Source organism: Pantoea sp. XY16 (genome assembly GCF_025153065.1).
Classification (GTDB): Bacteria; Pseudomonadota; Gammaproteobacteria; order Enterobacterales; family Enterobacteriaceae; genus Pantoea; species Pantoea alfalfae.
The window spans coordinates 587,639-609,105 of the sequence record NZ_JANZNP010000004.1 but is presented as its reverse complement, the minus strand read 5'-3'; the positions used below and the strand labels follow the sequence as shown (position 1 = coordinate 609,105).

The window sequence follows — 21,467 nt, the reverse complement described above, 5'->3', positions numbered from 1 at the left end:
TCGGTCATGACTCAGAGGAGTCAGTGAGAGAGAGTAAAATGCATCAACATGATCTTGTCAGCATCATCATTACCGCCGGCGCTTCAGCCTGGTTTACAAACGCACTCGACAGCGCGCTCAGCCAGGATTACCCGCAGATTGAAATCATTGTGGCTGATTACAGTGACGCGCCTTTTATTCATAAGAAGCTACAGGGTTATCTTGCCCGATACGGCCATCTTCTTCGCTATTTAAAAATAGATGATAGGACGGTACCGGTTTATCAGGCTGCCGTCAGCGCAGCGCGCGGAAAATATATTAAATTCCTGTCAGATGCCGATCTCCTGAAACCTGCCTGCGTCTCCACATTAGTCTCAGGCCTGATGACACAGCCTGAGTGCCGTGTGGCGGCCTCCCGTCGGGAGCGGGTAGGTCCACAGGGTGAAGTGCTGCCCGAGCTTATCTCAACATCGGCTTTGTACAGTGAAAACAGCATTATCAACGGCCAGGATTTGCTGCGTAATCAGACACTGAAAGCGTACAGTCTGCCGGGAGAAATGACCGCCGCGCTGTTTTACCGCGAAGATCTCACCAGCAGCCTTATCGATCATTCACTGCTCACCACCGGCGATCCGGCATTACAGGCGGTTCCGGCGCTGGTTATTTTTCACCATTTATTGAGGCACAGCCACCTTCTCTGGTTTGCCACGCCGTTGTGTAGCATTCGTGCTTCAGATGTGGAATTTCAGCCTCATCAGCGTGAAAGTAACGATATTTTCAGAGACGGACGAGAGGCGTTATATGAAAAGATCCGTAACGAAAGCTGGTTTAATGATGTCGACCATGAGCCACATCTGGCGCGCGTTGCTTCCACGGAGCGACCTGATCTGTTTGGCATTAAAAATCTTTCTGAAGAGCAGCAGAAGAACTTTACCTTAGACACGCTTGCGACGTGGAGAGCTTCACGCACCCTGAATCCATTGCAGCATAATATGCTGGTGGATCTTGCCGCGACGCACACGCATCCCGTCAGCGTGCTGGTCGTGATTACGGTTACAGAAGAGACCGTCACCGGTCTGGATATACTTTTGAAATCAATCGGCCAGACAGCGACAGTGGGCATCCGGTTTGAACCGGTTATCGTTGCCATCGACGTAACGCCTGACACGAACGCTGAATGCTATGCCGCAACAGAGCAGAGCCGAATCAGTGTCATCAATCAAATCATCCATGAACGTGAAGACCAGTGGATCATGTTTCTTGAGGCGACCACGATTCTGCACGCCTCCGGTATGATCGCATTGAGCAAAATGCTCCTCGTTCAAAACCATTATTTAGCACTCTATGCGGATGAATTTTTTTATATCGATAATGCACCACTCGGTGCCGCTTTCAGGCCCGATTTTAATCTTGATTTACTGCTCAGTTCGCCCAAAACGATGGCGCAACACTGGTTGTTCCGGCGAGAGCTGCTGTTAGCGGCGGAAGGACTGGATGCCGATTATCCCGCTTCAGCAGAGTTTGATCTCATTCTTAAGCTGATTGAATCTCAGGGGTTTGAGGGTATCGGTCACCTCGCTGAGCCATTGTTAACAGGCCATCTGAAAAGCAGAGATATCCTTGAAGATGTGGCGATCATTGAGCGGCATTTGCATAATCGCGGCTACCCGGATGGACGGGCGGCATTAGATAAATTCTTCAATTACCGTTTACGATACAACCATCCCAATAAGCCAGTGGTTTCAATCATCATTCTGGCTAACTGGGATCTCGCCTCGCTGATTAGTTGCGTCACGACCGTGCTGGAAAAAACCACCTGGCACCAGTACGAGATGATCATCATCTCTGATAACCAGGGGACGACTGAGCGGGATAAATGGTTGTCAGATATTGCAAAAGTTGATCCTGTCCGTATAAAAACGGCAAGCTTTAACGGCGCATTCAGCCACAGTGCTATGGCTAATCTCGCCGCTGAACAGGCTACAGGAGACTATCTGCTTTTCATGCATTGTGAAATGGCGGTCACTGACGGTGAATGGCTCGATAATCTCCTGAATCATGGACTACGGCCTGAAGTCTTTGCTGTGGGTGGAAAGCATCTCTCATCTGACAATAAGATCAGGCATGCGGGTTACGTCCTGGGGGTAAACGGTGCAGTGGGTGAAGTCTTCAGAGGTAATGACGACAAAGACGCCAACTATCTGGGGCGCATGAATGTCGATCAGAACTACAGTGCCGTTTCGGGTGATCTGATGCTGATGCGCAAATCGGTATTCGACGAGCTGGGAGGATTTGATCAGGATAAGCGCTTATATGCTGACGTTGATCTGTGCCTGAAGGCGCGGGAGCAGGGCTATCTGACGGTCTGGACACCTTATGCCCGTCTGCATCGTCCCGCAGCACGCACCAGCCCGTTCCCGGATGAAACCGTGCAGACGTCCAGTAAATTAAAACAGCTGGAAGAAGACAAAATTTATGCTGAATGGATGCCGGTCGTGGCCAGTGACCCTGCGTATAACCCAAACCTTTCAATGCGAAGTCGTCACTTCGAATTACGAAATGACGATGTTAACTGGCTGCCGGTCAGAGCAGAAAATCTGCCCACCTTTCTTGCGCATAATGCCGATATTTACGGTTGCGGACATTACCGTATTACTCAACCGCTTGAGGCGATGATAGCGGAAGGCGTTGCTCAGGGGAAAAGCGGCATGACACTGCTGACATTGAGTGAGATGGGGCAGTTCAGCCCCGATAGTCTGATTATCCAGCGCCGGTATGCACCAGCATTTCATAACTGGATGGAGCGAGTCAGTAAACTTCACAACGTATTTAAGGTGTTTGAACTGGACGATTACATCATCAATCTGCCCATGAAACATCATGGCCGTCACGCTTATAAGCAGGAGACGGCAAAATTAATACGTAAAAGCCTGAGCTTTTTTGACCGCTTTGTGGTCTCTACCGCACCACTGGCCGACGCGATGCGTGATATGCATCCGGATATCGTTGTGATGAAAAATCGCCTTCCTTCAGAGGCCTGGGGCAGCCTTCGCTCACTGCGTCAGCAGGGTAAGAAACCCCGTGTGGGCTGGGCTGGCGGTGTCAGCCATCGGGGCGATCTTGAAATGATTTTCGACATTGTCCGGGAATTTTCTAAAGACGTTGAATGGATCTTTATGGGTATGTGTCCGGATAAACTCCGTCCTTATGTGCACGAAATACACAGTGGCGTTGATCTCACACTTTATCCTGCAGCGCTCGCGTCGCTCAATCTCGATCTGGCGCTGGCACCGGTTGAAGACAATATCTTTAACGCCTGTAAAAGTAATTTGAGGTTACTGGAATACGGTGCCTGCGGAGTGCCCGTTATTTGCAGCAACGTTGCCTGTTATCGGGACGATAATCTGCCGGTTACCCGTGTTAATAACCGGTTCATTGACTGGCGCGAGGCTATCCGGATGCATCTGGCTGACCCGGATGCCAGCGCAAAAATGGGAATGGAATTGCAGGCTGAGATCCGACGTAACTGGATGCTGACCGGTGAGACCCTGCGGCTGTGGGCAAAAGCATGGCAGCCCTGATTCCTTTCGGCAGCTGTTAACCTTTCAGGCTATCTGATCAAAATTTCAGATGGCCTGAAACAGCGCAGAGCACAGAACGGTTAAGTGATTTCATCAACCTGGCGGGCGGAGTTGCAATGTCTGAATTTAAACATCCTTATTATATATTTTCACCTGATTATCGGGAGTCGTCCGGCGGTATTCAGGCTTTGCACAAACTCTGTCATCAAATCAATCTGCATGGCGGCAATGCATGGATGGTAAATAGCGATATCACCAATCCTGCCTGGAATACGCCTAAGCTGGATGTTGAAATTTATGATCAGCATAAAAAATCGGAGCTGATCCCCATCGCTGTTTATCCTGAAATTTATTCTGGTAATCCGATTAAGGCTGACGTCTGTGTGCGCTACATGTTAAATCATGAAGCGCTGCTCAATGGTAATCGTCTTAATGAAACAGAAGAGGATCTCTTTTTCTGGTATAGCTCACAGCTGATTGTGAAAGAACCTGACGTTGATTTTTTAACGATGGTAGGCCCGGATTTAGCGATGTTCTCGGATGACGGCAGAGTAAAAACGACAAAACTTCTCTATCTGAATCGGGTACCCGAAGAGAAAGTCGATTTTACTGCTTTACCCGACGATATCACGATTATATCGGTTAAAAATCCTCGTCCTCTGGCAGAGCTGGCAGAAATTTTAAAGTCGGCCACGGTGATGTACACCTTTGAATGGTCCGGAACCTGTAACCTGGCTGCATTGTGTGGGGTGCCGGTGGTTTCTCTGGTCGCCCCGGGTTATGAAAAACTCGCCATCTCCGATGCTTCGATTCGCGATATGGGTGGGGCGGGTGTCTGCTTTAGTGACGATCCCGCGGAACTGGAGAGCACGCGTGCCGGGCTTTATAACGTTCGCGACCACATGCGAAAATTTGAAGCAAATTTCTCGCAGCAGTTAACGCACTTTTTTAGTAAAACGCAGACGGCTGCAGAGAAGAAAAGTGAAGAGAAGTTTGTCTCAACGGAAAACTGGCTGGCCCATTATCCCGTGCCTGAAAAATCTCTGGCTGAGACGGATGGCGGTCTGTCCCTCAGCGTGGTGGTTCTGGATGACAACTCATCGCAGCAGGCACTTGATATTACACTCACCTCACTTCATACGCTGTGCGTGGATATTAACATCTACGCCACTGTGGAAATGAGTGAAAAGGATTCAAAACCGAATCACTTCAGCCGCTGGTTAAGCCAACTGCTGGCTGAAGACCAGAATGAATGGATACTGTTCCTCCATTCTGGCGACAGAATTTTCCCGAATATTTTCAACAGTCTCTCTCTTTTCAGCGAAAAAATCACGACCTCGCTGGCATTTTATACAGACCGTATCTGGCTGGATTCGGATGGGGAGACTTCGTCACTTTTTCTGCCCGATTTTGATCCTGATTACTTTTTAGCGAAGCCAGAGTGCTTTGCCAGGGGGGCTTTCTTCAGACGTGAATTGTGTATGGAGATAATTAAATCACGTGACATTTCACCCCGGACGGTTGAAATCGATTTTTTATTCCCACTGCTCAATGCGCGAATGATGGCTGATATTCAGCATATCCCGCTGCCTGTGTTAGAGGTGTTATCAGCAGACAATAATAATGACGAGTTAACGCAGGCTTTACTGGCAGAGCACCTGACGCTGAGAGGGTACAGCAATGCTTCAGTTGAAAAAAATAAGAACGTGTTTGCTATACATTACAATACCTCAGCAATTAAAAAGCTTACCGTCGTTCTTATCGTAGACAATGAAATTGATCAGGTTAAGCGGACGCTGTCGACGTTTGTCGACACCGTCACTGATACAGCCTATGAAATCATTTTTATCGATAATCTGTCAGAAGACGAGAGCGTCAGAGCATGGCTATCTTCACTCTCAGAAATAAATGAAGATATCTTCAGAGTCTATTTCGTTGATGAGAAAATCAGCAGCGTCAGTGCGCTGAATTATGCTCTCTCTGTGGCGCGCGGTGAATTTACACTTTATCTTTCCTGTGGGGTTTATTTTAATAATAAAGCCTGGCTGAACGCATTGCTGAACCATTGCGGGCGTTCTGAACTCCTCGCCTGTGCGCCATTTTTAACTGATAAACGTCACCACCTCTACTCCCCGGGCATTATTGATGGGACGGTACGCTGCCACTATGATCAGTTCAACGCAGCAGACGGGACGTACAGCCCGGAACAGATTGTTCCGCAACGCTATTTACTGCTCAGCAGCGAATGTATCATGTTGAGAACCGCAGCCTGCCATCAGGCAGGAGGGCTTAATGAAAAGTTCACTACCGTCCATGAGGCAGTCAGCGATCTGCTGTTAAGGGCGTCAGAAAAAGAATCTGTCATGTTAGCCGTTCCTCAGTCACGGGTATGTTGCGATGAAATCATGTCAGAAGCAGAACTTATCCCCGGCACTGCGCTCTTTACAGCCCAGTGGATCGACCGGTTAGCCCGTGACCCTGTTATGAATCCTAATCTCTCCTGGAGTGGTGAGCGTTTTGTACGGGAAAATAATAGCGCGCTGATAGCGGCCCGGCTGGGCTTAAAATCCGATTCGCTATTTTTGTCTGATCCCGAAGACTTCGCGGAAATTCAGCGTGTCAAAGATCGTCATCAGGCGATTACCCACTCCGCAAGCGGCTTACACACTCTGGTCACTCATCGTTTATCTGCTGGTGAACTTTACAGACTAAAACCTGAGTATGTTGTGCTGAGCGATGTGATGGCCAACAGACAGGTGCGGCTGTTACAGAACCGGCATCTTTTCCCTGACACCCGTTTCATTGTTGACATAACCCGGGCGTCGTTTAGCACGAACAGTCATCAGCGTGATCGTGATGCGATTATGCAGGGCGCGGACATGCTGGTGGTCAGGAATGCCGCTGCGCTGAAACTTTTCAGCCACAAAAACATGCTCCTTCAGGAGGATAAGCTCGGCACGGACTGGCAGGGACTCGTTCAGCCTGATTATCGTTCAGCCGAAAATGACGCAAAGCCCAGAGTGGGCATCGTGCTGACGGATTTGCACCCGGAAGACTGGCGGCACATTGAGGTGCTTATCAAGGAGATGTGTGAAGATGTCTGCTGGATTGTTTACGGAGCCTGTCCTGACGCATGGAAAGCCTCTATCCATGAATATCATCGCAAAGTGCCGCAAAACAGGATTGCGCCGTTGTTTCAGTCCTTAAATTTAAACCTTGCGCTTGCACCTCTCTCAGATTCGTTACTCAACCAGGCGGAAGGGCATCGTGTTATCGCGCAGTTAGGTGCCTGCGGTTACCCGGTGCTGGCCAGCGATCACGATGCTTATAAAGAGATAATGAGCGTTGAGCGTATTAAAAATAAAACGTCGCAGTGGCGATTTATGATTAACAAAATGATCCGCAATCCGCTTTTAATGCAAAGCCTCGGTGAAAACCTCTATCAGGAAGTTAACAGACGCTGGATTTACCAGTCGGGAGAACTGCCGGTATGGCTTGCCCGTAAAGATCGCTGATACCGGGAAGATGGGTACGTATACGTACCCATTCGGTGCATGGATTTCCACAGCCTGGCACAGTCAGCCAGATAATGACGATCATCCCTTCCGTTACAGTTCCCCTCCAGCCTGCCGATAACTCCTCACAGAACAACATCATTTTTTGATTTTAACTTTGTGGAGTGTCTATGCGCTTCAATTATGACCTGTTACCGGGCGAGCGGCTGACCTTCGAGGAGATCGCCCGGCGTTATGCGCTGCAATATCCTGATGATAAAGAGCTGACGGCGCGCGCCTTGCTTAGCCCGTCTACCGGCCTGCGCACGCTGAAAATCCGTGCGGTGTTCGCACGCGAAGAGAGCAACAGTCCGCTGGAAGATCTGCTGTTCATCTCCCATGACAACGAGCGTAAAAATTATCTGCGCCGCTTTGAGCACTACCTTAAGCAGAATCTCTCATTCCTCTATTTTCGTCGCAGCGACAACGAGAAGCGCGACAATCTGTGGAAAGTGATGGGCAGCAGTCAGGTCTTCGCAATGATCGATCCACAATCGGCCACGGCACAGAATCTGTTAAACAGTCGCGGCTATAAACTGGTGCTGATGCATCAGGATGATGAGGACATCTACTGGCAGCTCTTTAATCCGCAGGCGGACCCCTGTTTTCCGCAGTCGCAGCGTATTCAGTTCATCGTGGTGCTCAGTACGCCGCAGCACAAGGTCCCTGCAGCGGTGATGCCGGGTACTGAAGTCGGCCGTCGCGTCAAAGCACGGGTGCTGCAGCGTGCCAGCCAGGCGGAATTCAGCGCCGGTGTCAAAGCCCGCTACGGTGCCTGCGTGATGACCGGCACCGAGCTGACCGAACGGCACAACTGGCCGTGGGTGGAAGCCTGCCATATCGACACGCAGGAAGGCGATGATGGCGTCCTGGCAGACAACAGCATCGATAACGGCCTGTTTTTACGCAGCGATCTGCAGCGGCTATTTATTAACCGACTGATTAGCATTGATGCTGAATCAGGCGCGATTCAGGTGCATCCCGGCGAGGAGGCGCGGCAGCACATTGCGCCCTGGTATCAGGAGCTGGAGGGGCGTATCTGCAGTTTGTGGGCCGCGGTGCCGCCCGCCACGCGGCAACGGCTGCGCGCCCGTCGTTAATTCCAGGAGGCGTGCAGAAATAACTGCACGCTGACTTAACAAAAATCAAATAGCCTCGTTTTACCCCGCCTATTCAGCCAATCGAAAACGCTACAGAATTGGATAATCATGCCGATAACTTCATTAACGCAGGGTAGTCAACGTGAACGATTTCTATACCGCCGAAGGCGTGATGGACAAGCATTCGCTCTGGCAGCGCTACGTGCCGCTGGTGCGCCATGAAGCGTTGCGTCTGCAGGTTCGCCTGCCGGCCAGCGTTGAGCTTGACGACTTGCTGCAGGCGGGTGGGATAGGGCTGTTAAATGCCGTAGAGCGTTACGACGCGCTCCAGGGCACAGCTTTTACCACCTACGCCGTGCAGCGTATTCGTGGCGCAATGCTCGACGAGCTTCGCAGTCGGGACTGGGCACCACGCAGCGTGCGTCGTAACGCACGTGAAGTGGCGGGCGCAATGCACAGAGTGGAACAGTCGCTGGGGCGTTCTGCTTCCGAGCAGGAAGTGGCGCAGCAGCTGAATGTTTCCATGGAGGAGTACCGGCAGATCCTGCTGGACACCAACAATAGTCAACTTTTCTCCTACGACGAGTATCGGGAAGAGCACGGCGACAGCGCGGAACTGGTGACGGAAGGCCATGAAGAGGCTAATCCGCTTCACCAGTTGCTTGAAGGGAGTCTGCGTGAGCGCGTCATTGAAGCGATCGAAGCGTTACCCGATCGTGAAAAGATGGTGCTGACACTGTACTACCAGGAAGAACTGAACCTGAAAGAGATTGGTGCGGTACTTGATGTGGGTGAATCCCGTGTCAGCCAGCTGCACAGTCAGGCGATTAAACGCCTGCGGGCCCGACTTGCGGGAGCGCGCTAGCAGTATCAGTTCCTGGCGATTCAAAATTATAAGAAACCGGGGACTCAGTAATGGGAGCCAAGACCAAGGCCAGACCGTTAAGTCGTTATCTTAAAGACTATAAGCACAGCCAGAGCAACTGTTCACACTGTGGCAAGATATTAGATCGAATGGCGCTCGTTTTTCGTGGCCAGATCATCAATAAAGAGGCCATCGCACGGATGGACCAGATGATTGATGAGCAGCTGTGGCTGAAACTTCAGCCCGAACTGACCGCGCTTTGTCGTTTTTGTAGTGATATTTTTTGTAATACCCATCCTAATTACTTCGACATTATGGCGTTTAAACAATATTTGTTTGAACAGACAGAGATGAGCCCCAGCACGATTCGTGAATATGTGGTGCGTCTGCGTCGACTGGATGAGATGCTAAAAGCCAAAAATTTCCCGGCCGACAGGCTTAAAGGAAATAGCTGGCATCAGTGTCTGGAAAGCGATCTGCCCGATGCCGGTAATAACAATTACCGTATCGCGCTGCGCAAGTACGATCAGTTTTTAGGCTGGCAGCAGGCGTAGGCCTGTTCTGCACCGATTGCTCCCCCGCGTGCCTGCCGCACGTTCTCCCTTACCTGCCCGCCAGGGAAAAGGGAAGGGGGAGCACGGCGCTTCTTTCTTCTCACCTCTATTACCACATCTGCGGACACCGGAATCAGGGTGATCCTTTGCGCATCTTCTGCAACACTGTAAGGATAATTTTCATGCCCGACCGGAGGCAGCATTGTCTTTACATCTGTTACATCAATTCCCGCGTCTTGAACTGCTTGGCGCACCGACGCCGTTAGAACATCTGCCACGGCTTTCCGACTATCTGGGTCGCGATATTTTCATCAAACGTGATGACTTCACACCAGTGGCGATGGGCGGCAATAAGCTGCGCAAACTCGAATTCCTGGCAGCCGATGCGCTGCGCGAAGGTGCAGACGTGCTGCTGACCGCGGGCGCAATCCAGTCTAATCATGTGCGTCAGACGGCGGCCGTCGCGGCCCGGCTTGGCCTGAAGTGTGTGGCGCTGCTGGAAAACCCGATTGGCACCCATGCTGAAAACTACCTGAGCAACGGTAACCGTCTGTTACTGGACCTGATGGACGCGGAAGTGATTAGGGTGGATGCGTTGCACAACCCCACTGAACAGCTGGCTGAAGAGGCCACGCGTCTGGAAGCCCAGGGATTCCGCCCTTACATCGTGCCGGTCGGCGGCTCAAATGCGCTGGGTGCACTAGGCTATGTAGAGTGCGCGCAGGAGATCGCCCATCAGAGCGAAGGCGTAGTCGATTTCGCCGCCGTGGTTGTCGCCTCGGGCAGTGCCGGCACCCATGCAGGACTGGCGGTAGGTCTGGAGCATCTGCTGCCGGAAACTGAGCTGGTCGGCGTCACCGTTTCACGCCAGGTCGACGCGCAGTTGCCGCTGGTTGAGCGGCTGCGTCAGTCGCTGGCAGAGACGCTGGAAGTGGAGGCTAAGGCACCGATCACGCTGTGGGATGACTATTTTGCGCCGCGCTACGGCGAGCCGAATGATGAAGGCATGGCGGCGGTGAAACTGCTGGCGCAGCTGGAAGGCATTCTGCTCGACCCGGTGTATACCGGCAAGGCGATGGCCGGATTGCTGGATGGCATCAGCCAGAATCGTTTCCGTCGTGAAGGCCCGTTGCTGTTTATTCATACGGGCGGCGCACCGGCGTTATTTGCTTATCATCCTTCGGTCTGAGACAAGCGAATAAAACAGTTTATACTCCGTGCGTTATCATTCTGGACTGGCAGCAGCTCGCGGTGCTGCCCTTATAAGAACACACACAATACTGTCAATAATGGGGTGAATATGTCCTTTTCTCGTGCAGGTCGTCAGATGGTGATGGGCGTCATGGCTGTGGCGCTGATCGCAGGCGTCAACGTTAAAACCTTTGCTGCCGAAAACCTGCTGAACAAAATTAAAGAGCGCGGCACGCTGCTGGTGGGGCTGGAAGGCACCTATCCGCCATTCAGTTTCCAGGATGAAAAGGGCAAGCTGACCGGCTTTGAAGTGGAGTTCGCGGAACAGCTGGCGCAGCACATGGGCGTTAAGGCGAGCCTGAAACCGACCAAGTGGGACGGCATGCTGGCCTCACTCGACGCGAAGCGTATTGATGTCGTCATCAACCAGGTCACCATCTCTGATGAGCGTAAGAAGAAGTATGACTTCTCCACGCCATACACGGTCTCCGGTATTCAGGCGCTGACGATGAAAGCCAACGCGAACACCATCACCAAACCAGCCGACCTGGCGGGCAAGAAAGTGGGCGTGGGTCTGGGCACCAACTATGAACAGTGGCTGCGTGAGAACGTGAAGGGTGTGGACATCCGTACCTATGATGATGACCCGACAAAATATCAGGATCTGCGCTCTGGGCGTCTGAATGCCATTCTGGTTGACCGTCTGGCTGCGCTGGATCTGGTCAAGAAAACCGGCGATACCATGGCGGTTGCGGGTGATGCCTTCTCACGTCAGGAATCGGGCGTGGCAGTGCGTAAAGGCAACGACGATCTGCTGAAAGCGATTGACCAGGCGATTGCTGACATGCAGAAAGATGGCTCGCTGAGCAAGCTGTCTCAGAAATGGTTTGGCGCGGACGTGACGAAATAATGCAGGAAAGTCTTCAACTGGTGCTGGATTCAGCACCTTTTTTATTAAAAGGCGCGCTGTTCACGCTGCAGCTCAGCATCGGCGGCATGTTCTTTGGTCTGCTGCTGGGCTTTATTCTGGCGCTGATGCGTCTGTCGCGCTTCTGGCCGGTTCGCTGGCTGGCGCGGATCTATGTCTCGATTTTCCGTGGCACGCCGCTGATCGCCCAGCTGTTTATGATCTACTACGGCCTGCCGCAGTTTGGCATCGAGCTTGATCCAATCCCCTCCGCGATGATTGGTCTTTCCCTGAATACCGCCGCGTATGCTTCAGAGTCACTGCGCGGCGCGATTGCATCGATTGAACGCGGACAGTGGGAAGCGGCGGCGAGTATCGGTATGACCCGCTGGCAGACCCTGCGCCGGGTGATCCTGCCGCAGGCGGCCCGCACCGCGCTGCCTCCGCTGGGCAACAGCTTTATCAGCCTGGTGAAGGATACCTCGCTGGCGGCGACCATTCAGGTGCCGGAACTGTTCCGTCAGGCGCAGCTGATCACCTCACGTACGCTGGAAGTCTTCACCATGTATCTGGCCGCCTCGCTGATTTACTGGGTGATGGCAACGGTGTTATCTGCGCTGCAGAACCGGCTGGAACAGCATGTTAATCGTCAGGATTCGGAGTCGAAATGAGCGCCATCGAAGTCAGAAAGCTGGTGAAATCTTTTAACGGCCAGAGGGTGCTGCACGACATTGACCTTGATGTGGCCGCCGGTGAAGTGGTGGCAATTATCGGTCCCAGCGGCTCGGGTAAAACCACGCTGCTGCGCAGTATCAACCTGCTGGAAGTGCCGGACAGCGGCACCATCCGCGTTGGAGAGATCATCGTAGATGCGGCGCTGGCACAAAGTAAGCAGAAAGAGCAGGTGCGTCGTCTGCGTCAGCAGGTCGGGTTTGTCTTCCAGAACTTCAATCTGTTTCCGCACCGTTCGGTGATGGAGAATATCATTGAAGGACCGGTCATCGTTAAAGGCGAACCGAAAGCGGATGCGGTAGCCCGCGCCCGTACGCTGCTGGAGAAGGTCGGTCTGCATGGTAAAGAGGAGAGCTATCCGCGTCGTCTGTCGGGTGGACAGCAACAGCGCGTGGCGATTGCGCGTGCGCTGGCAATGCGACCTGAAGTGATCCTGTTTGATGAACCGACCTCGGCGCTGGATCCGGAGCTGGTGGGTGAAGTGCTCAGCACTATTCGCGCGCTGGCCAAAGAGAAACGCACCATGGTCATTGTGACACATGAGATGAGCTTTGCCCGCGACGTCGCTGACCGCGCTATTTTTATGGATCAGGGGCGCATTGTGGAGCAGGGCGAGGCGAAAGCGTTGTTCAGTAATCCTCAGCAGCCGCGTACCCGTCAGTTCCTCGATAAGTTTCTCAGTCAGTAACCTCACTGCCTTCCCGGGAAGGCAGTTTTAACCGACTCAATGGCCTCACTTTTTAACGATAACGGGCGGCTGTCAGCATAATGCGTGCCGTAATAGCACAACCCATTATTCAGCTGTTAAACCTTTTGCCACATCTGACAAATCTTTTCCTTTCATCGGATATTTAATGGTTTTTCCCGATACCGCTTTCTCTTATTTATATTCCCTGCAATATGAAACATTATTATCATTTATCCTGGCTGTGGCGCTGATAATTAGCGTATTTGCATGTTGATTAATAAGTGTAAGGAAACGTTCTGCAGAGTAAATAACTGTGGCATCAGGGCCACCCGGCGGCTTTTAAGAGTTTCGCTACATTCATCATCGGCTCAATGGCGAATAATCGCTGGATAATCATAAAAGCAATACTAATTTCCTCGCTTTTACTTTCCAGCATTCTGACCTACATAGCAGGAGTCATTGAATGAGCCAGACTAAGTCAGACCAGATCCTGTGGGTAGATACCCTTAAGGGCGCCTGCATATTGCTGGTGGTCCTGTATCACACGGTATTACCGGGTTTTGAAGGGACGATGAAATACCTCACTGCCGGATGGATCCCCGCCGAAATATGGATACAGTTTAATACGGTCCTGTCGCCGCTGCGTATGCCCGCCTTTTTCTTTGTGTCAGGATTGCTGGCGACCAATGGCATTATTAACCGGCCCTGGAAACAGGTGTTTACCAGTCGCATCACTAATCTCTTTTATCTCTATATTCTGTGGGGATTTATTCAGTGGTGGTCCATCATTGGCATCTCAACTGAAATTACCGGCCAGCGGATTTCGCAGAATCTGAATGCCGCCTATGCCGGTTCGCTGTTTGAATTTCTCAAGCTGACCTTTATGGCCATGAGTACCTCGTGGTATCTCTACGGGCTGGGACTCTATTTCCTCTGTGCCAAAGTTTTTCGCCAATATAAGCTGGCCCTGGTGGCGGTGGCGATTCTGCTGAATTATCTGGCGGTCGAAAAAGTGATCCCGTTCTGGGGTCCGCAGAGTCTGGCGCAATATTTCCTGTTCTTCCTGTTAGGTGCGTTCTGGAGCCAGACCATGCTGCGCCTGAGTGAATGGCGGCGAGAGAATCTGATGCCCTGGGCGCTACTTGCTGCGGTCGCCGGTATTCATGTGATATTCGGTCTGGATAAGAGTCTGTTCCTGTGTGTGCTGGCGGTGTTGTTCAGTATTGCTGCATGCCGTTGGCTGAATCAGCATTTCAGCATGCGCTATCTCAACTGGGTGGGCCGCAATACGCTGCAGATTTACGTCATTCACCGTATTTTCATCGAGTTCTTTGGGATGTCCGCGATTCTGTTCGCGCAGCGGCATCATCTGTTCGAGCAGGCATGGTTTTCGTTTCTTTGGGCCTGTTTCTATCCGGTGGCCATCGTGGGGCTCTGTTCGGTCTGTTCAGTGGCAATCTGGTCGCTGACCAATCGCGGGGTGGGGCAGTCGCTGTTTGTGTTTCCGACGCTGATGAAGAGGGTGCCTGGCGGCGGGTGAGGGGCGCTTTGCAGTGGGAAGAGGACGCTGTGCAGCGGGCGGGCACTGAGAAGATTTCGCCCGCCAGGTGATGGGGAGTTTCAGGTTGCCTGTGCAGGCGGACGCGTTAAGGGGCGGATGCCCGCCCCTTAACAATCCCGGCGTCCGGCAGCCTGCGCGCCCCGCTCTGCGGGGTACCTTCGTCACGCCCTGCGGCCAGCGGACCGTCCTTTCGCCGACGTCCTGTCGGCTCATCCTGGCCTCCGGTTGTTCCTCAGCGCTTCGGATGCCTCTGGCAAACCCCCGCCTGTTATCTCTTTTGTTTTCTCTGGTGCTGTATTGTCTGCTGACCTGAAAAGCCACAGCCAAAGCCAAAGCCAAAGCCAAAGCCAAAGCCAATCCCGGAAACGTAAAGCGATAAAGTAACCAACACACAAAGAAGAAATAACAGCGAGGGGTCAGGGAGGCCATCTGAACCGCTGAGCGGATGAGGGATTTCAGGACGAGCGACAGGGATGTCGCGAAGAGGCGGGTTCGCGCCAGGGATGGCGCGTCCCGGTGTTCCGTGAGAAATCCGGAAGAAGCGAAGGGACCGCGAAGCGGCGGTGAAGCAGGCCGGAGCCGGGGGTCAAGGGGCGCGGCGACTGGCGCCCCTTGTCGGTCGCCTGCAGAGGCGTGTCTGAAACTGCCCAACTGATCAGGCGAACGAAACCCTTCTCAGAGCCCGTTCGCGCAGCGAACCACCCCAGCTTTAGCGCATGCATCCGCCAGGCGAACGAAACCCCTCTCAGAGCCCGTTCGCGCAGCGAACAACCCACAGCAACAGCTCAGCTGTAAGCCCGTTCGCGCAGCGAACAAGCCCCTTAAGCTTCAGCGCTACCCAATGGTCATCAGACTCGCATTACCACCCGCCGCCGCGGTATTCACACTCAGCGAGCGCTCAATCAGCAGACGCTCAAGCAGCAGATTGGTTTCGCCACGGGCAAAGCCCTGCACCGAGACAATCGCGCCGTCACGCGCTGCAATCTGCTCGCACAGCGTACGCAGCTGATCGGCATCGCCGTGATAGATCACCGCATCAAACTCTGCCGCTAACGGATCACGTGCCAGCGTGATGCGCGCTTTCACGGCATCAGGCAGCGAGGCGCGCAGGGCGCGATGCAGCTCATCATCCTGCCACAGCGCTTTACTGCCCACGCTGGTGACCGCAGCCAGCTGGATCAACGCATCCTGCTCATTATCCGCCAGACAAAGCACCTGATCACGCGGCAGCAGCGAGAAGGTATTGCGCTCGCCGGTCGGGCCAGGCAGCAGACGGACCACGCCCGCCTGGGCCAGCTCGTCATAGTGCTGGCAGAGTTCAGCCAGTTCAGGCTTATCTTTCGCCCAGTTGCTCAGCGCCTGATGCGGTGCCAGCAGAGACTGACGCAGCGTGCTGTCTGCCGGACGCTCGGCATCCTGACGATCAAAGGTCAGACGCAGCGCGCCATCCGGACGACTGGCCAGCAGGCGGTAGAGATAGAGCGGACCGCCCGCTTTCGGACCCGTTCCGGATAAGCCTTCCCCACCAAACGGCTGCACACCGACCACTGCACCGACCATGTTGCGGTTAACGTAGAGGTTACCGACACGGGCGTTGGCCGTAACCTGTGCGATGGTCTCGTCGATGCGGGTATGCACACCCAGCGTCAGGCCATAGCCGGAGGCGTTGATCTGCTCAACCAGCTTCGGCAGGTTATTGCGGGTGAAGCGCACTACATGCAGCACCGGTCCAAAAATCTCTTTATCCAGATCGCTGACCTGATTCAGCTCAATCAGCGTCGGTTTGACAAAGGTGCCGCTGGTCCACTCTTTGCTGTCCTGCGGGTTATCCTGTACCGCCTGGTAAACCGTGAAGCCCTTGTTACGCATCGCCTGAATATGGCGATCGATATTGGCTTTTGCCTCGGCATCAATCACCGGGCCGATGTCGGTTGAGAAGCGCTCCGGATTGCCCATGCGGCACTCCGCCATCGCGCCGCGCAACATCTTCAGCGTATGGTCGGCGACATCTTCCTGAATGCAGAGCAGGCGCAGGGCTGAGCAGCGCTGTCCGGCACTGTCGAAGGCCGACGCGACGATATCGATCACCACCTGCTCAGTCAGCGCCGACGAGTCAACGATCATCGCGTTCATCCCGCCGGTTTCCGCAATCAGCGGCACCGGACGACCGTGTTGATCAAGGCGACCGGCCAGATTCCGCTGCAGCAAAGTCGCGACTGCGGTTGAGCCGGTAAACATCACGCCACGGACCCGATTGTCCCCGGTCAGCTGCGCGCCTACGGTTTCACCCTGACCCGGCAGCAGTTGCAGTACGCCTGGTGGCACACCCGCATCCAGCAGGATCTGAACTGCCTGTGCAGCAATCAGCGGTGTCTGCTCAGCCGGTTTAGCCAGCACGCTGTTGCCTGCTGCCAGTGCAGCCGCAATCTGGCCGGTAAAGATCGCCAGCGGGAAGTTCCATGGACTGATACAGACCACCGGACCCAGCGGACGATGGGTTTCGTTGTCGAAATCGTCACGGACCATACCGGCGTAATAATAGAGGAAATCCACCGCTTCGCGCACTTCCGCGATGGCATTGTTATAGGTCTTGCCTGCTTCACGCACCAGGATGCCAAGCAGTTGCTGCATCTGGCCTTCCATAATCTGTGCGGCGCGTTCCAGAATCGCCGCGCGCTCCTGCGGCGGGGTGGCAAACCAGATCGGTCCGCTGCTCACGGCGGCATCCAGCGCCACAGAGACTTCCTGCTCTGTGGCTTCACGTACCTGACCCACACGATCGTTTGGTGCAGCCGGGTTCAGAATGTCGCGCAACTCACCCGCACCCGCTTCACCGTCGATCATCGGCCCGGCCAGGCAGGGCTGTGCCGCGCTGCTCAGCAGGGCGCTGGAGAGGGAGGCGAGACGGTGCTCGTTGGCCATATCCAGACCCGCTGAGTTCACGCGGTTCTCGCCATACAGCTCGCGCGGCAGCGGGATTTTCGGATGCGGCAGCCCAATGGTGCCTTCACTGGCCCCCAGTTTCTCGACGGCGGTCACCGGATCGGCCACCAGCTCATCAATCGGCAGCGAGGTATCGGCAATGCGGTTAACGAAGGAGGTGTTGGCCCCGTTCTCCAGCAGGCGGCGCACCAGATAGGCCAGCAGGGTTTCATGGGTGCCGACCGGCGCATAGATACGGCAGGGGCGATTCAGCTTGCCGTCCGCCACTTTGCCGACGACCTGCTCATACAGCGGTTCACCCATGCCGTGCAGACACTGGAACTCATACTGCCCCGGATAGTAGTTGTTGCCTGCCAGCTGATAAATCGCGGCCAGGGTGTGGGCATTGTGCGTAGCAAACTGCGGATAGATCAGGCTGGGAACAGAGAGCAGTTTGCGGGCGCAGGCCAGGTAAGAGATATCGGTGTAAACCTTACGGGTGTAAACCGGGTAGCCTTCCAGACCTTCCATCTGGGCGCGCTTGATTTCGCTGTCCCAGTACGCGCCTTTCACCAGACGGATCATCAGACGACGGCGGCTGCGCTGCGCCAGATCGATTAGCTCATCGATCACAAACGGACAGCGTTTCATGTAGGCCTGAATCACGAAGCCGATGCCGTTCCAGCCTTCCAGCTCTGGTTCGAAACAGAGCTTTTCCAGTAAATCCAGCGACAGTTCCAGGCGGTCAGCTTCTTCTGCATCGATGTTGATGCCGATGTCATAGGAGCGGGCCAGCAGCGTCAGTGATTTCAGAATAGGGTAGAGCTCTTCCATCACGCGCTCATACTGTGCGCGGCTGTAGCGGGGATGCAGGGCTGAGAGCTTGATGGAGATGCCCGGGCCTTCATAAATGCCACGACCATTCGACGCTTTACCGATGGCGTGGATCGCCTGCTGATAAGAGAGCAGATAGGCTTTAGCATCGCCTGCGGTCAGGGCCGCTTCGCCCAGCATATCGTAAGAGTAACGGAAGCCTTTCTCTTCCAGCTTGCGGGCATTGGCCAGCGCTTCAGCAATGGTTTCACCGGTGACGAACTGCTCACCCATCAGACGCATCGCCATATCCACGCCTTTGCGGATCAGGGGCTCGCCGCCCTTACCGATGATGCGGTTGAGCGAGCTGGAAAGATTCGCCTCGTTGTGGGTCGAGACCAGCCGGCCGGTAAACAGCAGGCCCCAGGTCGCGGCGTTGACAAACAGCGACGGGCTGCGTCCCAGGTGAGACTGCCAGTTACCGTTGCTAATCTTGTCGCGGATTAACGCATCGCGTGTCGGCTTGTCAGGAATACGCAACAGCGCTTCCGCCAGACACATTAACGCCACACCTTCATGTGAAGAAAGCGAGAACTCCTGCAGCAGGCTTTGCACCATGCCAGCGCGTCCGGTTGCACCTTTCTGGTGCCGCAGCCTGTCGGCGAGCTGATAAGCCAGCTGATGGGTTTTCTCTGCCAGCGCTGCCGGTAAGCGCGCCTGCTCCAGCATCATTGGCACCGCATCGGTCTCCGGGCGACGCCAGGCGGCGGTCACTGCTGAACGGGTCACGGACTGAGGTAAAATCTGCTCTGCAAAGTCAAGGAACGGCTGATGCGTCTCCTCTGGCTGGGTGTCGTCAGACTCGGCCGCCGCCTGGGCAGAAAGCGGGATCTCCGGCACGGCATCGCCGCTCTCCAGCTGGCCCAGGTAATTAAAGATGGCCTGTTTAATCAGCCAGTGTGGCGTGCGATCAATACGCTGCGCAGCCAGTTTGATGCGCTCGCGTGTCGCGTCATCCAGTTTCACACCCATGGTGGTTGTAGCCATGACTCCAGAGCTCCTTAATAGTGGTTCGGTACGGCGTTGGCTGCACTATCACTTAAGTTGCAACTTTGTGCAACCGTGTTAAATGTGAGCCAGTTAACACCCTTCTTACATCGGCAATTGTTAAATCCCGCAATGCGGCACGGATATTGCTGCAAGATCCTCGCCAGGTCGGCAGGCCCGATAAAAAGCGGGTTTACGGCCGGTTATACAGAGGTACAACCGGATAACTGTGAGCGAGTGCAACCTATCAGCACGTTTTCACAAACGGTTAGTGAAATCACTGTAACGCCTGTGTTAAATCCATTGTGCGCGGAACGCCTTTCCGGCAGGATACCGCGCCGCTGGGAAATGACTGACGCCCTGACGAAGAAAATCGACCCGCTTTGCCCCGTTCCGGCAGGCGGGTAGCTGGCGATTTCTCTGGGATATCAAATAATAAGTGGAGAGACAGATGAGTGTAAGTACACCGATGCTGGTGACCTTTGTGGTTTATATTCTTGGGATGGTATTAATTGGTTTTGCGGCTTATCGCTCGACCAAAAACTTCGATGATTACATCCTCGGTGGCCGCAGTCTGGGTAGCGTGGTCACGGCACTCTCTGCCGGTGCATCCGATATGAGCGGCTGGCTGCTGATGGGCTTACCGGGAGCCATTTTCATTTCCGGCATCTCTGAGAGCTGGATTGCGATTGGCCTGACGATCGGTGCCTGGCTGAACTGGAAAATCGTGGCCGGTCGCCTGCGTGTTCAGACCGAGCATCACAATAACGCGCTGACCCTGCCGGACTTCTTTACCAGCCGCTTTGAAGACCACAGTAAAATTCTGCGCGTCATCTCCGCTATTGTGATTCTGGTATTCTTCACCATCTACTGCGCCTCGGGCGTGGTGGCCGGTGCGCGTCTGTTTGAAAGCACCTTTGGTATGGACTACCAGACGGCTCTGTGGGCGGGTGCAGCAGCGACCATTCTCTATACGCTGGTGGGCGGTTTCCTGGCGGTGAGCTGGACCGATACCGTTCAGGCAAGCCTGATGATTTTTGCGCTGATCCTGACCCCGGTGTTTGTCATTATCGCAGTAGGCGGCTGGTCCGATTCGCTGACGGTGATTGAGGCGAAAAGCCTTGAAAACCTCGATATGCTCAAAGGGCTGAACTTCGTCGCGGTCATCTCCCTGCTCGGCTGGGGTCTGGGCTACTTCGGGCAACCCCATATTCTGGCGCGCTTTATGGCGGCAGATTCGCATCGCTCTATCCGCACCGCACGCCGTATCGGTATGGCGTGGATGGTGCTCTGTCTGGCGGGCGCGGTGGCCGTCGGTTTCTTCGGTATCGCCTACTTCCAGAACAACCCGACCCTGGCAACCGGCGTCAATGACAACGCTGAGCGCGTCTTTATCGAGCTGGCACGCATTCTCTTCAACCCGTGGATTGCCGGTATTCTGCTGTCAGCGATTCTGGCAGCCGTGATGTCCACGCTGAGCTGTCAGCTGCTGGTCTGCTCCAGCGCCCTGACCGAAGACCTCTATAAAGGCTTCCTGCGCAAAAATGCCAGTCAGAAAGAGCTGGTATGGGTAGGGCGTCTGATGGTGCTGCTGGTGGCGTTGATTGCGATTGCGCTGGCGTCAAACCCGGAAAACCGTGTGCTGGGCCTGGTAAGCTACGCATGGGCGGGTTTTGGTGCGGCGTTTGGTCCGGTAGTGCTGTTTGGCGTCTGCTGGAAGCGTATGAACCGCAACGGTGCGCTGGCGGGGATGATCATCGGTGCGCTGACCGTGCTGGTATGGAAACAGTATGGCTGGCTGGGACTGTATGAAATCATCCCTGGCTTCATCTTCGCCAGCATCGCGATTGTAGTCTTCAGCCTGATGGGACGTGAACCTTCAGCCGAAGCGCAGCAGCGCTTTGCTGCCGCAGAAGCGGAGTTCCAGACCAAATAAGCGAAGCGTTAGTCATGAGAGCCCGCCCCGTAAGGAG

At 54.2% G+C, this 21,467-nt stretch carries 12 protein-coding genes; 11 read left to right on the top strand and 1 reads right to left on the bottom strand.

Features of this window, described 5'->3' with window-relative positions:
- Positions 1–38 precede the first annotated feature (38 nt).
- From N1689_RS07495 to N1689_RS07450, 10 genes are all read left to right on the top strand, one after another.
- Positions 39–3,560, top strand: coding sequence for a glycosyltransferase (locus N1689_RS07495; RefSeq protein WP_260058409.1), 3,522 nt, complete (start codon positions 39–41; stop codon positions 3,558–3,560).
- A 116-nt stretch (positions 3,561–3,676) separates the two neighbouring features.
- Complete coding sequence (locus tag N1689_RS07490) at positions 3,677–7,075, top strand: glycosyltransferase (RefSeq protein WP_260058407.1); 3,399 nt, start codon at positions 3,677–3,679, stop codon at positions 7,073–7,075.
- A gap of 170 nt (positions 7,076–7,245) precedes the next feature.
- Positions 7,246–8,214, top strand: coding sequence for an HNH endonuclease signature motif containing protein (locus N1689_RS07485; protein ID WP_161736513.1), 969 nt, complete (start codon positions 7,246–7,248; stop codon positions 8,212–8,214).
- A gap of 142 nt (positions 8,215–8,356) precedes the next feature.
- Positions 8,357–9,079: an RNA polymerase sigma factor FliA gene (locus N1689_RS07480; protein ID WP_003854529.1), complete on the top strand. Its 723-nt coding sequence runs from the start codon at positions 8,357–8,359 to the stop codon at positions 9,077–9,079.
- 50 nt (positions 9,080–9,129) lie between these two features.
- On the top strand, positions 9,130–9,633 hold the full coding sequence (fliZ, locus tag N1689_RS07475; RefSeq protein ID WP_222925356.1) for a flagella biosynthesis regulatory protein FliZ: 504 nt from the start codon (positions 9,130–9,132) through the stop codon (positions 9,631–9,633).
- Positions 9,634–9,835: 202 nt separating this feature from the next.
- Positions 9,836–10,822 (top strand): D-cysteine desulfhydrase, encoded by a 987-nt coding sequence (locus N1689_RS07470; RefSeq protein ID WP_161736969.1) that lies wholly within the window; start codon positions 9,836–9,838, stop codon positions 10,820–10,822.
- A 111-nt stretch (positions 10,823–10,933) separates the two neighbouring features.
- On the top strand, positions 10,934–11,734 hold the full coding sequence (tcyJ, locus tag N1689_RS07465; RefSeq protein WP_031593429.1) for a cystine ABC transporter substrate-binding protein: 801 nt from the start codon (positions 10,934–10,936) through the stop codon (positions 11,732–11,734).
- The gene (gene tcyL / locus N1689_RS07460) at positions 11,734–12,402 is read left to right on the top strand and encodes a cystine ABC transporter permease (protein ID WP_013358251.1); all 669 of its coding nucleotides are present in this window, start codon (positions 11,734–11,736) and stop codon (positions 12,400–12,402) included. The genes tcyJ and tcyL overlap by 1 nt, the downstream gene beginning before the upstream one ends.
- Positions 12,399–13,151, top strand: coding sequence for an L-cystine ABC transporter ATP-binding protein TcyN (tcyN, locus tag N1689_RS07455; RefSeq protein WP_260058404.1), 753 nt, complete (start codon positions 12,399–12,401; stop codon positions 13,149–13,151). The genes tcyL and tcyN overlap by 4 nt, the downstream gene beginning before the upstream one ends.
- A 463-nt stretch (positions 13,152–13,614) precedes the next feature.
- Entirely contained in the window at positions 13,615–14,691 is a 1,077-nt protein-coding gene (locus N1689_RS07450) for an acyltransferase family protein (RefSeq protein ID WP_161736967.1), read from the top strand.
- An 855-nt stretch (positions 14,692–15,546) separates the two neighbouring features.
- On the opposite strand, the gene putA is transcribed toward N1689_RS07450, so the two are convergent.
- Positions 15,547–19,494: a trifunctional transcriptional regulator/proline dehydrogenase/L-glutamate gamma-semialdehyde dehydrogenase gene (putA, locus tag N1689_RS07445; protein WP_260058402.1), complete on the bottom strand. Its 3,948-nt coding sequence runs from the start codon at positions 19,492–19,494 to the stop codon at positions 15,547–15,549.
- 451 nt (positions 19,495–19,945) lie between these two features.
- On the opposite strand from putA, the gene putP reads away from it, so the two are divergent.
- A complete protein-coding gene (putP, locus tag N1689_RS07440; protein WP_033732967.1) occupies positions 19,946–21,430 on the top strand; it encodes a sodium/proline symporter PutP in 1,485 nt (494 codons plus the stop codon).
- Positions 21,431–21,467 lie beyond the last annotated feature (37 nt).

Coding starts and splice junctions, on each gene's coding strand:
- N1689_RS07495 (WP_260058409.1), top strand. CDS start 39: ATGCATCAACATGATCTTGTCAGCATCATCATTACCGCCGGCGCTTCA.
- N1689_RS07490 (WP_260058407.1), top strand. CDS start 3,677: ATGTCTGAATTTAAACATCCTTATTATATATTTTCACCTGATTATCGG.
- N1689_RS07485 (WP_161736513.1), top strand. CDS start 7,246: ATGCGCTTCAATTATGACCTGTTACCGGGCGAGCGGCTGACCTTCGAG.
- fliZ (WP_222925356.1), top strand. CDS start 9,130: ATGGGAGCCAAGACCAAGGCCAGACCGTTAAGTCGTTATCTTAAAGAC.
- tcyJ (WP_031593429.1), top strand. CDS start 10,934: ATGTCCTTTTCTCGTGCAGGTCGTCAGATGGTGATGGGCGTCATGGCT.
- tcyL (WP_013358251.1), top strand. CDS start 11,734: ATGCAGGAAAGTCTTCAACTGGTGCTGGATTCAGCACCTTTTTTATTA.
- tcyN (WP_260058404.1), top strand. CDS start 12,399: ATGAGCGCCATCGAAGTCAGAAAGCTGGTGAAATCTTTTAACGGCCAG.
- N1689_RS07450 (WP_161736967.1), top strand. CDS start 13,615: ATGAGCCAGACTAAGTCAGACCAGATCCTGTGGGTAGATACCCTTAAG.
- putA (WP_260058402.1), bottom strand. CDS start 19,494: ATGGCTACAACCACCATGGGTGTGAAACTGGATGACGCGACACGCGAG.
- putP (WP_033732967.1), top strand. CDS start 19,946: ATGAGTGTAAGTACACCGATGCTGGTGACCTTTGTGGTTTATATTCTT.